The organism is Limnohabitans sp., assembly GCF_046052825.1.
Taxonomy (GTDB): domain Bacteria; phylum Pseudomonadota; class Gammaproteobacteria; order Burkholderiales; family Burkholderiaceae_C; genus Limnohabitans.
The window spans coordinates 1-13,031 of record NZ_JAVLFP010000002.1 but is presented as its reverse complement, the minus strand read 5'-3'; the positions used below and the strand labels follow the sequence as shown (position 1 = coordinate 13,031).

General features: G+C 55.9%; 10 protein-coding genes. 5 read left to right on the top strand and 5 right to left on the bottom strand.

Annotated features, from left to right (window positions below):
• Positions 1 to 61: 61 nt before the first annotated feature.
• Positions 62 to 1,171, top strand: a complete 1,110-nt coding sequence (locus ACKWJN_RS00115) for an NAD(P)/FAD-dependent oxidoreductase (RefSeq protein WP_408593367.1) — start codon at positions 62 to 64, stop codon at positions 1,169 to 1,171.
• Positions 1,172 to 1,173: 2 nt separating this feature from the next.
• Entirely contained in the window at positions 1,174 to 1,689 is a 516-nt protein-coding gene (locus ACKWJN_RS00110) for a C40 family peptidase (protein WP_408593366.1), read from the top strand.
• Here ACKWJN_RS00110 and ACKWJN_RS00105 read toward each other — a convergent pair.
• A complete protein-coding gene (locus ACKWJN_RS00105) occupies positions 1,678 to 2,769 on the bottom strand; it encodes a quinone-dependent dihydroorotate dehydrogenase (protein WP_408593364.1) in 1,092 nt (363 codons plus the stop codon). The genes ACKWJN_RS00110 and ACKWJN_RS00105 overlap by 12 nt on opposite strands.
• Before the next feature lie 41 nt (positions 2,770 to 2,810).
• Here ACKWJN_RS00105 and rpiA point away from each other — a divergent pair, with 41 nt between their 5' ends.
• Entirely contained in the window at positions 2,811 to 3,509 is a 699-nt protein-coding gene (rpiA, locus tag ACKWJN_RS00100) for a ribose-5-phosphate isomerase RpiA (protein ID WP_408593362.1), read from the top strand.
• Between the two features lie 7 nt (positions 3,510 to 3,516).
• Here the strand turns inward: rpiA and ACKWJN_RS00095 are convergent, their stop codons facing one another.
• From ACKWJN_RS00095 to ACKWJN_RS00080, 4 genes are all read right to left on the bottom strand, one after another.
• The gene (locus tag ACKWJN_RS00095; protein WP_408593453.1) at positions 3,517 to 5,556 is read right to left on the bottom strand and encodes a M3 family metallopeptidase; all 2,040 of its coding nucleotides are present in this window, start codon (positions 5,554 to 5,556) and stop codon (positions 3,517 to 3,519) included.
• A 30-nt stretch (positions 5,557 to 5,586) separates the two neighbouring features.
• A complete protein-coding gene (gene folD, locus ACKWJN_RS00090) occupies positions 5,587 to 6,453 on the bottom strand; it encodes a bifunctional methylenetetrahydrofolate dehydrogenase/methenyltetrahydrofolate cyclohydrolase FolD (RefSeq protein ID WP_408593361.1) in 867 nt (288 codons plus the stop codon).
• Between the two features lie 78 nt (positions 6,454 to 6,531).
• Positions 6,532 to 7,158, bottom strand: a complete 627-nt coding sequence (locus ACKWJN_RS00085) for a response regulator transcription factor (RefSeq protein ID WP_408593359.1) — start codon at positions 7,156 to 7,158, stop codon at positions 6,532 to 6,534.
• The gene (locus ACKWJN_RS00080; RefSeq protein WP_408593357.1) at positions 7,155 to 9,677 is read right to left on the bottom strand and encodes a PAS domain S-box protein; all 2,523 of its coding nucleotides are present in this window, start codon (positions 9,675 to 9,677) and stop codon (positions 7,155 to 7,157) included. Before ACKWJN_RS00080 ends, ACKWJN_RS00085 begins: the two co-directional genes overlap by 4 nt.
• A gap of 144 nt (positions 9,678 to 9,821) precedes the next feature.
• Between ACKWJN_RS00080 and aceE the strand changes: the two genes are divergently transcribed.
• A complete protein-coding gene (gene aceE / locus ACKWJN_RS00075) occupies positions 9,822 to 12,533 on the top strand; it encodes a pyruvate dehydrogenase (acetyl-transferring), homodimeric type (RefSeq protein WP_408593355.1) in 2,712 nt (903 codons plus the stop codon).
• Between the two features lie 15 nt (positions 12,534 to 12,548).
• Positions 12,549 to 13,031: biotin/lipoyl-containing protein (locus tag ACKWJN_RS00070; protein WP_408593353.1), on the top strand; the 483-nt coding region annotated here is incomplete at its 3' end.

Here is a 13,031-nt window from a genome sequence, read left to right as displayed (position 1 = left end):
AAACGGCACCTTTGGGTGCCGTTTTTTTTGGTCAAATAGATTCATATTCTTGGAGTTCAATTTGGACAAGGTTGATGGATTGGTGATCGGTGCAGGGGTGGTGGGCTTGGCAGTGGCGCGGGCTTTGATTCAACACCCCTCTGCGCGTGGGCGCGAATGGATGGTGTTGGAGGCGGCCGACGCCATTGGCACTGGCACCAGTTCTCGCAACAGCGAAGTGATCCATGCTGGTATTTACTACCCACAAGGTTCATTGAAAGCCCAGTTGTGCGTTCAAGGCCGACATCAGATGTACGCTTATGCACAAGAGCGTGGCATTGCCCATCAGCGCTGTGGCAAGTTGATTGTGGCCACCCATGCAGATCAATTGCCAACCTTGCAGGCCATCCTTGCCAAGGCCAAAGCCAACGGTGTGGATGATCTGTCGCTGTTGACGGCGGCTCAGGCACAAGCGATGGAGCCTGCCTTGTTTTGCGTGGCGGCGCTGCATTCGCCCAGCACGGGCATTGTGGACAGCCATGGCTTGATGCTCAGCTTGCAGGGAGATTTTGAAAATTCAGGCGGCCTGGTTGCTTTGAACTCACCGGTCGCCGATGCTGTGTGTACCCCTGATGGCATGGTGGTGCGCACGGCCGATGGGACTGAACTGCTGGCTCAAACCTTGGTGAATGCTGCTGGATTGACAGCCCCATGGCTGGCAGCCAAATTCAAAGGTCTTGCACCTCATCATGTCCCCAAGGCTTACTTTGCCAAGGGAAACTATTTCACCTTGAATGGCAAATCACCCTTCACACGCTTGATCTATCCGGTGCCACAAGCAGCAGGATTGGGTGTCCACCTGACGCTCGATTTGGGCGGGCAGGCTAAGTTTGGACCTGACGTGCAATGGGTGGACTCACCCGACGATTTGGCCGTCTCTACCCAACATGAGCCATCTTTCTATCAAGAGGTGCGGCAATATTGGCCCGCTTTGGCCGAAGGCAGTTTGCAAGCGGGTTATGCCGGGATTCGGCCCAAAATTTCAGGCCCCAACGACGAGGCGGCAGACTTTTGCATCCAAGGTCCAGCCGAACACGGCATTCCAGGCCTGGTCAATCTCTTTGGCATTGAGTCGCCTGGATTGACCAGTTCACTGGCGATCGGCGTAGCCGTCAGTCAATTGTTGCAGTGATCATGGTTAAGTTGGACATCATGGCGCGCATGGTTGTGTCCATGGGCCTTTCATGCCTCTTGTGGGGGTGTTCACACCCAGCCATTCAGCCGCCGCAATCAACGCCAAGCCAAGCGTATTCGTCCAAATCCCTGAGCGAGTCCAAAAAGCACGATGTGGTCATCCAAGCCATGGCGATGCTAGACCGTGGCTACACCTATGGTGGGAAAAAACTCCATACCGGTTTTGATTGCTCAGGGCTGGTGAGTTTTGTGTATGCCGAATCCGCAGGCATTGCCATCAAAGGCAGTGCCGCTGACATGGCGAATGCCACGAAGTCGGTACCTCCCGAGAAAGCCAGCCCCGGAGATTTGGTTTTTTTCAATACCTTAGGGAGTTCGTTTTCTCATGTCGGTATTTATATTGGATCCGGCAAATTCATCCATGCCGCCAACGAAAAAACAGGTGTCAAAGTTGAGCGCTTGACCAGTCCTTATTGGGCGCAACGCTTTCAGGGGTACCGCAGCTTAGGGCTGTGAGTGGCCCAAAGCCCTGAGGGCCAAGGCCGTTTCATTCACCAAGTCGGGGCCCTTGTAAATCAAGCCTGTGTAAATCTGTACAACATTGGCGCCTGCCTTGATTTTGGTGACGGCATCGGCGCCGCTGAAGATTCCGCCCACGCCAATGATGGGAAAGTCAGGACCCAAGGCTATGCGCAGTTGACGAATCACCTCATTGCTTTTTTCCAACACGGGCGCGCCGGAAAGTCCGCCTGTTTCATCCCCATGGGGCAGGCCCTCAACAGCACTGCGTGCAAGGGTGGTATTGGTGGCCACCACGCCCCAAGAGGCGGTGGCTGCTGTTTGGCCTTCTGTCATGCAATGTCGTTTGAGGGTGGCTGCAATCACGGCCACTTGACCCTCATCCAAATCAGGCGCAATCTTGATGAACACGGGGACTTGTTTGTGGTGCTGCAGGGCCAATAAGTCGCGACGTTTGGCCAGCGTGCTGATCAACGCATCCAGTGCCTCGTCGCTTTGCAGGGCCCGCAGGTTTTTGGTGTTGGGGCTCGATATGTTGACCGTCACATAGTCTGCATGGGGGTAGACGCCATCCAAGCAGGTGAGGTAATCGTCTGCAGCCTGCTCGTTGGGCGTTGCCCCATTTTTGCCAATGTTTAAGCCCAACAACATAGGCGATTCACTGCGTTGGCGAAATTTGGCTTTTTGCACATTGTTCAGAAATGCTTCCAAGCCATCGTTGTTAAAACCTAAGCGGTTGATCAGTGCCTGGGCTTGGGGTAACCGAAACATGCGGGGTTTCGGGTTGCCAGCTTGCGCTTTGGGTGTGACGGTACCTACTTCGACGAAGCCAAACCCAATGGCCGCTAAAGCATCAATGCAGCGCGCGTTCTTGTCGAGTCCCGCACCCAGTCCCACACGGTTTGGAAATTTCAGCCCTGCCAGGGTGAGGGGGTCGTTCACGCGCGTTTGGCCGTAAGCCCATTCCAACGGTGTGTTTTGCGTGTGCGTCAACCATGACAGGGTGAGGTCGTGAGCAGTCTCTGCATCCATTGAAAACAGAACAGGGCGAGCCAGCGAGTAGGGGAGCAACGACATGGATAATCTCAAACTTTGAATTGAACCTTGGATTTTCGCCCATGAGCAACCCAACCACTTCTTCCCCCTTGAGCCAAGATGAACTCAAAACTTTGGTGGGGCAAGCTGCCTTGCAGTATGTGATCCCTGGGGAGGTGGTGGGCGTTGGAACAGGCTCCACGGTGAACAAGTTCATTGACGCACTGGCTGGCATGAAGCACCAAATCAAGGGAGCGGTGTCTAGTTCGGTGGCATCCACCGAACGCTTGCTAGCCTTGGGCATTCCGGTATTTGAAGCGGCCGAGGTGGAACGTCTGTCGGTTTACATCGACGGTGCCGACGAGATCGACACCCATGGCAACATGGTCAAGGGCGGTGGTGCGGCGTTGACGCGGGAAAAAATTGTGGCCGCGCAATCCAAGATGTTTGTGTGCATTGCAGACGAAAGCAAGTTGGTCGATGTACTCGGCACTTTTCCCTTGCCCGTAGAAGTCATCCCCATGGCCACCGCACGCGTGATCAGGCAGTTCGAGTCCTTGGGGGGCATGGCCAAACTGCGCTTGAAGGATGGACAAGCACTGGTCACCGACAACGGCCAGCACATTGTGGATGTGACCGGCTTGAAAATCAGCGATCCGCTCCAGTTCGAAACCGAGGTCAGCCAGTGGCCGGGCGTGGTGACAGTAGGCGTCTTCGCCCATCAAAAAGCCCAAATTTGTTTGCTGGGCACCTCGACAGGCGTGAGAACTTTGACTTTTTAAAGCGCTTTCACGCCATCCCTTGGTGGCGCAGCAAAGCATCCAGCTGTGGCTCTCGACCGCGAAAGGCTTTGAACGATTCCATCGCTGGCCGGCTGCCACCAACTTCCAGAATCGTTTCTCGGTAGCGACGGCCTGTCTCAAGGCTGGGCTCGCCATCGGTGCCGGCAGTTTCTTCAAATGCCGCATAGGCATCTGCGCTCAGCACCTCCGCCCATTTGTAGCTGTAGTACCCCGCGGCATAGCCGCCCGCAAAGATATGGCTGAAGGTATGAAGCGTGCGTCCCCATGCGGGACTTTCAAGCACGGCCACTTCGGCCCGCACATCGCGCAGCACCTGCATGAAATCTTGGGCTGCAACGTCCTCGGTGTGTAGGCGCATGTCCACGAGTGAGAACTCAATTTGGCGCAGGGTTTGCAAACCGCTTTGGAAGTTTTTGGCGGGCAGCATTTTGTCGAACAACGCACGTGGCAAAGGCTCGCCTGTGTCGACGTGCGCCGTCATGTGGCGCAACACGCTCCACTCCCAGCAGAAGTTTTCCATGAATTGGCTGGGCAATTCCACCGCGTCCCATTCCACACCGCTGATGCCGGACACATCCCGCTCGTTGACTTGTGTGAGCATGTGGTGCAAGCCATGGCCGCACTCATGAAACAGGGTGATCACATCATCGTGTGTCAGCAGCGCAGGTTTGCCACCCACGCCTTCAGCGAAGTTGCACACCAGATGTGCCACGGGGGTTTGCAATGCACCTGTATCGGGGCGTAACCAGCGGGCGCGAACATCGTCCATCCAAGCGCCGCCACGTTTGCCTGAGCGAGCGCCTGGGTCGAGGTAGAACTGACCCACAAGCTGCCCACCGCGTTCAATTCGATAAAACTCCACCGCAGGGTGCCAAACGGGTGCGTTGTCGCGGTGAATGGCCACCTCAAACAAGGTCTCCACAATTTTGAACAAACCCGCCAATACTTTGGGCGCTGTGAAGTACGGTTTCACCTCTTGTTCGCTGAAGGCATAGCGTGCCTCTTTGAGCTTCTCGCCGATGTACGGCCAATCCCAAGGCTGTGGATCTTGCAGGTTGAGGTGCTCAGTTGCAAAGGCGCGCATCTCAGCCACATCTTGTTCGGCAAAGGGTCGGGCGCGCTTGGCCAGGTCACGTAAAAAGCCCATCACCTCAGCGGGCGACTTTGCCATCTTGGAGGCCAGAGATACCTCGGCGTGGTTGGCATAGCCCAAGAGGTGGGCCTCTTCTTGGCGCAAGGCAAGAATTTCTTTCACCCAGGGTGTGTTGTCTTGTTCGTCTTGACCTGCCTTGACGGCCTCAGATTGGTCAGAGGCGCGCGTGGCAAAACCACGGTAAATTTTTTCACGCAGGGCCGAGCTGTGGGCAAACTGCATGATGGGCAGGTAGCACGGCATTTTCAAGCTCAGCTTGTGGCCCGTCGCCCCCTCCTTCTCGGCAGCAGCGCGTGTGGTTTGCATCACGTCGTCTGGCACACCCGCCAACTCTTCTGGGGTGACGATGGCCGACCATTGGTCGGTGGCGTCCAGCACGTTTTCGCTGAATTTTTGGCTCACCTCGGCCAAGCGATCTTGAATGGCGGCAAAGCGTTCTTTGGCTTCGCCCAACAATTCGGCACCCGACAACACAAAGTTGCGCATGGCCAAGCTGTGGGCATGCTGTTGTTCGACGTTCAAACTGGCCAAGTCGATGGCTTTGTACTTGGCGTACAAGCGCTCATCTGCGCCGAGGCGTGTGTAGAACTCGGTCACGCGAGGCAGGGCTTCGGTGTAGGCGGCGCGCAGCTCAGGCGTATCCGCCACGGAATGCAAATGGCTGACGGCACCCCAGGCGCGGCTGAGTTGTTCGGTGGCCACATCGAGCACCGAGGCAATGGCTTTCCAATCTGCGGGGAAGTCTGCGGCAGTGACACTTTCTAGCGCGGCGTCTGCGGCAGGCAAAAGTTGGTCAAGCGCAGGCGCGATGTGCTCGGGCCGGATGGCATCAAACAGGGGTAGGTCGATGAAATCAAGAAGCGGGTTGTTCAATGCGGTGTTGGATGTCATCGTCTTTACTCGTTAAACAGGGTGTTTTTCAGATAAGGCCCGTTGCGCCGATTCCAAGGTGTTGACCAACAACATGGTGATGGTCATGGGGCCCACGCCTCCGGGAACCGGGGTGATGTAGCTGGCAACTTCTTTGACGCCTTCAAAGTCCACGTCGCCGCAGAGCTTGCCTTCGTCGTCGCGATTCATCCCCACGTCCAACACCACAGCACCCGGCTTGACCATGTCGGCCGTCAGCACGTTGCGTTTACCCACGGCCGCCACGATGAGGTCAGCCTGCAGTGTCATGGCTTTCAAATCGGTTGTGCCACTGTGACACATGGTGACCGTGGCGTTTTGTTGCAAAAGCATCAAGGCCATGGGTTTTCCCACGATGTTGCTGCGACCCATGACCACCGCATGTTTGCCTTTGAGGCTGTAGCCAATGCTCTCAAGCATCTTCATGCAGCCATAGGGCGTGCATGGCCAAAAGCCAGGCATCCCGGTCATCAGTGCGCCAGCGCTGGCGATGTGAAATCCATCCACGTCTTTGGCTGGGCTGATGGCTTCGATCACTTTTTGCGCGTCGATGTGTGCAGGCAAGGGCAATTGAACCAAGATGCCGTGAATGCTGTCATCGTCGTTGAGCGCGGCCACGCGGCCCAGCAAATCGGCCTCGGTCATGGTGGCGTCGTACTTTTCAAGCACCGAGTGCAGACCCGCTTCTTGGCAAGCCTTGACCTTGTTGCGAACATACACCTGGCTGGCGGGGCTATCGCCGACCAACACCACGGCCAAGCCGGGCGTCAGGCCTTGGGCTACGAGTTTGGCTGTATCGGTCGCCACTTGGGCGCGCAGTTGTTTGGATAAGGCGTTGCCGTCAATGAGTTGTGCCGTCATGGTGTGTATACACAGAAGAGGTTGAATTGAAAACGCCCGTGAAGCACGGGCGTTGAAGGGGTTGCTGCAAAAGGTGCGTTACGCTTTGGCGGCGTTTTGTCCAAGTGCGGTTTTCAGCAAGTCGGCCACGGTGTTGGCGTTGAGCTTTTCCATGATGTTGGCGCGGTGCGCTTCCACGGTTTTGATGCTGATGCCCAAGTCGTCTGCGATTTGCTTGTTCAAACGACCTGCAACGATGCGCTCAAGGACTTGGGCTTCGCGGCCTGTCAGTTTGGCCATCAATGCATCACGACTGGCTGCTTGTTGGAAGTCAGAAAAAGCTTCTTTGGCGTGCTCGAGCATGCGTTCGACCAGACTCACCAGGTCGTCTTCTTTGAAGGGCTTTTGGATGAAGTCCATGGCGCCCTTTTTCATGGTGTTCACCGCCATCGGCACATCGCCGTGGCCCGTGATGAAAACGATGGGCAAGGGTGACTTGCGTTCAATCAGTTTGTCTTGAAGTTCCAAGCCGGTCATACCACCCATGCGGATGTCCACAATCAAGCACGCCACTTCACGTGCGTCATAGCGGCTCAAAAAAGTTTCGGCTGAATCAAAGCAGCGGACGCGGTAGTCCTTGCCCTCTAACAACCATTGCAACGAATCACGCACAGCCTCGTCATCATCAACGACGTAGACCGTGCCTTTTTTGGGAATCAAACTCATGCAGATACTCCGGCGGTACGGGCCGGAATCCAGAAGGAAAAGCGGCAGCCCGTAATTTCGTTGGCATTGTAGAGGTTCTCTGCTTTCATCCGGCCTTGATGCGACTCAACGATACTTCGGCACAAATTCAGGCCAATGCCCATGCCCTCTGGCTTGGTTGAAAAGAAGGCTTCAAACAAGCGTTCCATCACCTCTGGGGCCAAACCGCGCCCGCTGTCACTGACGGAAAACTCGACCACGGAGAGGCCTTCTTCCATGCGCGGAACCACCTTGAGTTCAACATTTCGACCCGGTAGAGGGCGCTGTGCCAAATCCACCGACTCGGCCGCGTTCTTCATCAAATTCACCAGCACTTGCTCAATCAAGATAGGGTCTACGTGCAGTTTGGGTAAACGAGCGGCGACGACTTGCGTCAGCCGAACTTGACGCCGGCGCAGTTCAATGTCAGCCAGTTCGACGGCCTCTGTGACCATGTGTGACACGTCTGAGTCGGTGCGGTTGGGTTCGCTGCGTTTCACAAAAGTTCGGATGCGCTGAATGATTTGACCTGCGCGTTGCGCTTGATGCGCTGTTTTTTCCAAGGCTTTGAGCAAATCCTCTTCGGTCAAGTTGTTGGACTTGATCCGCGAGGCCATGCCGTTGCAGTAATTGTTGATTGCGGTCAGTGGTTGATTGAGCTCATGCGCCACGCTGGAGGCCATTTCGCCCATGGTGATCAAGCGGCTGGCTGACTGCGCCCGTTCGGCTTGCGCTTGCGATTGTTCTTCGGCCTGGCGCCTTGGCGTGATGTCTGTGGCAATCACCATCTGGGCCAAGCGCCCATCTACCCAATTCAGGTAGCGCGAACGCACCTCCAACCATTTGTTGAGCGACGGCACGTAAATTTCAGCATTTTCGCTGCTGACTTCGGTCAACCCATCGGTTGGAAAACCCGCCAAGGGGTCATCGGCTTCGCCGTTTTTATCACTGTTGTCGCTTTGCGTTTCTTGTTGGGGCAGGCCGGCTTGCGCCACCAAGCTGAGGTGACCCTCCGTGGTGGTGTTGAACCACTGTCGATAGAGTTTGTTGGCAAACAGCAGTTCTTGGCTTCCAAGTGGCGCTACAGACACTGACGCATCCAAGCCTTCCAGCACTGTGGTGAAGCGGTCGTGCGAGGCCGACAACTGCTCTCGAATGCGATTGGGTTCGGTGATGTCCGTCATCGAGGTCATCCAGCCGGTTTGTTGGCCCAAGGCATCGATCAGGGGCGACACATACAAACGGGCATCAAACAAATGGCCATCTTTGCGTTTGACCCGTACCTGAAATCCACTCGATGTGGTGTTGCCTTGGAGCTCAAGTTTGAGCTTTTCTTCCAAGCTGAAGCGGTCCTCATCCGGCCAATAGGGGAATGGCGGTGTACAACCGACCAGCTCAGGCTCGGTCCAGCCGGTCATTTGGCAGAACGCCGTGTTGACGTAGGTGATGCGACCTTTGAGGTCCATCGCGCGCATGCCTGTCAGCACGGAGTTTTCCATGGCACGCCGAAAATTGGTTTCTGCCACCAACGCTTGCTGTGCTTGAACCCGGCGACGCGTGTGACGCCAAGTGCCAATCAACATCCAAGCTGTCATCACGCTGAGTGCTGTGACCAACCAAAATACACCATTGCCTATCAAGCCCTGTGATGTCCGGTAGGCACGTGCATGCAAAGTCAGCGCATAACCTACTGGTGTCACGGGTACTTCGTAGTCGTTGGTTCTGTTGAGCCATGGCAGCACTTCGCTCACCTTGGGCCCCGGTTTGTTGGCTTGACCGGCCAGCACCGTGTTGCCCACGTCGCGCAATGACACCGCGTATTTGCTGGTGATTTCATTCGGCACGACGTAGCGAAAAATACCGTCCAGCGGGTACTCCGCCAAGATAACGCCGACAAACTTGGTGTGGTTCACGATCGGGACCTGCAACTGCAGTTGGTTCACCTGCGTAGCCAAACCACGACCCAGTTGGATCGGTTGAGAGTAAACCGGTTGCAGCAGCGCATGTGCCAAATCAAAGGTGTCTTTGGTCTCCGTTTGGGTCAACACATCGCCCGATTGGTGAATCATGGCCGGGTTGGCACTGGCACTTGCATAGGTGGCGCGAACCCGCCTCTGTGTGTCTAACCAAGTGATGCTTGAGAGCTCTGGGCTCTGCTCCAGCAAGGACTTGACTTCGGCTGTGAACTGGCGAGCTTGCGTTTCCCCGTTGGCCACATCACGGGCAATCCGCATGATTTGCTCTTGTCTTTCTAACAATCGCAAGCGCAAGCGTTGTTGGGCGTACTCCACATCACGTCGCACGATCTCTTGTTCGCGATCAAGCTCTTCGTATTTCAAGTACCAAAGTGCTGTGGTGATGGCCAGCAAAAACAAGACCACTGCCACCAAAGGCCCGATCAAGGCGAAACGGTCTTGTTTGCTTGGGCTTTGCTGACGCCACCAGAGGTTCCAGCGGGCTGCCAAGGGCTGGAATGGTTTGAGAATAGGCTGTTTGAACATGGCCTTTGAGTTTAGCTGTGTCGCGATAGAACCTCGGTTGATATTTCACATTAAGAAAACACTAATCGCTATTTGAAATTTTATTTTTTTATGCAACAATTCGTTACAGTCGAAAAAATAACGTGCCACATATAGGAGACAAGCATGTCAGCACAACCCAACGACCTGCGCACATTTGCCGCGCATGATGCAGACACCCAAGAGACACGTGAATGGATGGACGCTTTGTCTGCCGTCATCAATACGGAGGGTCCGGAGCGTGCGCATTTCTTGTTAGAGCAACTGCTCGAACACGCCCGCGAGAGCAGCATTGACATGCCTTTCTCAGCCAACACGGGCTACGTCAACACCATCGAGCCCAGCCAAGAGGCACATTGCCCTGGCAACATTGAGATTGAAGAGCGCCTTCGCGCTTACATGCGCTGGAACGCCATGGCCATGGTGGTCAAAGCCAACCGCCACAACCCAGAGGACGGCGGTGACCTGGGCGGTCACATCGGTTCCTTTGCCTCGTTGGCCCATATGTTTGGCGCAGGCTTCAACCACTTTTGGCACGCAGAAAACGAAAACCACGGCGGTGACTGCCTCTACATACAAGGCCACGTGTCGCCAGGCGTCTATGCCCGTGCTTACCTAGAAGGGCGTTTGACCGAAGAGCAATTGCTCAACTTCCGCCAAGAGGTGGACGGCAACGGCCTCTCCAGCTACCCACACCCCAAACTGATGCCTGAGTTTTGGCAGTTTCCCACCGTCTCGATGGGTCTTGGGCCTTTGATGGCGATTTACCAAGCGCGCTTTTTGAAGTACTTGCACGCCCGTGGCATTGCCAACACAGAAAACCGCAAAGTGTGGGTGTTCTGCGGTGATGGTGAAATGGATGAAGTCGAGTCCTTGGGCGCCATCGGTTTGGCCGCCCGCGAAAACCTGGACAACTTGATCTTCGTGGTGAACTGCAACCTGCAGCGCCTCGACGGCCCGGTGCGTGGCAACGGCAAGATCGTGCAAGAGCTCGAAGGCGAGTTCCGCGGCTCTGGCTGGAACGTGATCAAACTGTTGTGGGGCAGCGAGTGGGACCCTCTCTTGGCCCGTGACAAAGACGGCGCTTTGCGCAAGCTGATGATGGAAACCTTGGACGGCGACTACCAAGCCTTCAAGGCCAACGATGGCGCTTACGTTCGCAAACATTTCTTCGGTCGTGATCCACGCACCCTCGAGATGGTGGCGCACATGAGCGACGACGAAATTTGGAACCTCAAGCGCGGTGGTCATGACCCCCAAAAGGTGTATGCCGCTTACCACCAAGCCGTGAATCACAAAGGCCAACCGACTGTCTTGTTGATCAAAACCGTCAAAGGTTTTGGCATGGGCAAAGCGGGCGAGGGCAAGAACAACGTTCACCAAACCAAGAAGCTCACGGACGAAGACATCAAGTACATGCGTGACCGCTTCAACATTCCGGTCCCTGACAGCGAGTTGCCCAAGATTCCGTTCTACAAGCCTGCAGACGATACGCCTGAGATGCGTTACCTGCACGAGCGACGTAAGGCCTTGGGTGGGTACTTGCCGCACCGCCGCACCAAAGCCGAAGAAAGCTTCACGGTTCCCTCGTTGGACATTTTCAAATCGGTGATGGAGCCCACCGCCGAAGGCCGTGAAATCTCGACCACCCAAGCCTATGTGCGCTTCCTCACGCAGCTTTTGCGCGACCAGGCCTTGGGTCCACGCGTGGTGCCGATTTTGGTAGACGAAGCCCGTACGTTTGGCATGGAAGGTTTGTTCCGTCAAATCGGTATTTACAACCCTGCAGGCCAGCAGTACACCCCGGTCGACAAAGACCAGGTCATGTATTACAAGGAAGACGTGGCGGGCCAGATCTTGCAAGAAGGCATCAACGAAGCCGGCGGCATGTCGAGCTGGATTGCCGCGGCCACCAGCTACTCCACCAGCAACCGCATCATGGTGCCGTTCTACGTGTACTACTCGATGTTTGGCTTCCAGCGCATTGGCGATTTGGCCTGGGCAGCTGGTGACATGCAAGCGCGCGGATTCTTGCTGGGCGGCACCTCGGGCCGTACCACCTTGAACGGCGAAGGCTTGCAGCACGAAGACGGCCACAGCCACATCATGGCCAACACCATTCCGAACTGCCTGTCGTATGACCCGACCTTCGCACATGAAGTGGGCATCATCTTGCACCACGGTTTGAAGCGCATGGTCGAGAAGCAAGACAACGTCTTCTATTACCTGACCTTGTTGAACGAGAACTACGCCATGCCAGGCCTCAAGGCCGGCACAGAAGAGCAAATCATCAAAGGCATGTACTTGTTGCAACAAGGTGAAGGCGCCAAGAAAGCACCGCGCGTCAACCTGTTGGGCTCGGGCACCATCTTGCGTGAATCCATCGCTGCCCGCGACTTGCTGGCCGCCGACTGGGGTGTAGCCGCCAACGTCTGGAGTTGCCCAAGTTTCAACGAGTTAACCCGCGACGGCCAAGACGCTGAGCGATACAACCTGCTGCACCCGACAGACGCACCGAAAGTGCCGTTTGTGACCGCACAACTCGACCCCTACACCGGGCCCGTGGTGGCATCGACCGACTACATGAAGGCCTATGCCGAGCAAATTCGCCCGTTCATTCCCAAGGGTCGCACCTACAAAGTGTTGGGTACCGATGGGTTTGGCCGCAGCGACTTCCGCAGCAAATTGCGCGAGCACTTTGAAGTCAACCGCCACTACATTGTCGTGGCGGCACTCAAGGCCCTGAGCGAAGACGGCACCGTGGCTGTGAGCCAAGTGGCTGAAGCGATCAAAAAGTACGGGATCAAAGCCGACAAAATCAATCCGCTTTACGCTTAATTCTGGAGACGAAACATGGCATTGGTAGAAGTAAAAGTCCCAGACATTGGGGATTTCGATGAAGTCGCAGTGATCGAACTGCTGGTCAAAGTGGGCGACACGGTCAAGGCTGAGCAGTCCTTGATCACGGTCGAGTCCGACAAAGCCTCGATGGAAATCCCATCCAGCACCGCCGGCGTGGTCAAAGAACTGCGCGTGAAGTTGGGTGACAAAGTCAAAGAAGGTTCGGTGGTCTTGGTGGTGGAGGCCGCAGGTTCCGCCGCCGCACCTGTGGCCGCAGCATCGGCGTCCGCTGCTGTGGCGTCAGCAGCCCCAGCGCCTGCTGCGACTGCACCCGTCGCGCCTGCGGCATCCGGCCCGATTGACATTCATGTGCCAGATATTGGCGACTTCAAAGACGTGGCTGTGATCGAAGTGTTTGTCAAGCCGGGTGACACCATCAAGGTCGAGCAATCGCTCATCACGGTGGAGTCAGACAAGGCCTCGATGGAAATTCCA

What these genes read in the sequence shown, in the direction of transcription:
- ACKWJN_RS00110 (WP_408593366.1), top strand. Translation starts at nt 1,174, where the DNA reads ATGGTTAAGTTGGACATCATGGCGCGCATGGTTGTGTCCATGGGCCTT.
- ACKWJN_RS00105 (WP_408593364.1), bottom strand. Translation starts at nt 2,769, where the DNA reads ATGTCGTTGCTCCCCTACTCGCTGGCTCGCCCTGTTCTGTTTTCAATG.
- rpiA (WP_408593362.1), top strand. Translation starts at nt 2,811, where the DNA reads ATGAGCAACCCAACCACTTCTTCCCCCTTGAGCCAAGATGAACTCAAA.
- folD (WP_408593361.1), bottom strand. Translation starts at nt 6,453, where the DNA reads ATGACGGCACAACTCATTGACGGCAACGCCTTATCCAAACAACTGCGC.
- ACKWJN_RS00085 (WP_408593359.1), bottom strand. Translation starts at nt 7,158, where the DNA reads ATGAGTTTGATTCCCAAAAAAGGCACGGTCTACGTCGTTGATGATGAC.
- ACKWJN_RS00080 (WP_408593357.1), bottom strand. Translation starts at nt 9,677, where the DNA reads ATGTTCAAACAGCCTATTCTCAAACCATTCCAGCCCTTGGCAGCCCGC.
- aceE (WP_408593355.1), top strand. Translation starts at nt 9,822, where the DNA reads ATGTCAGCACAACCCAACGACCTGCGCACATTTGCCGCGCATGATGCA.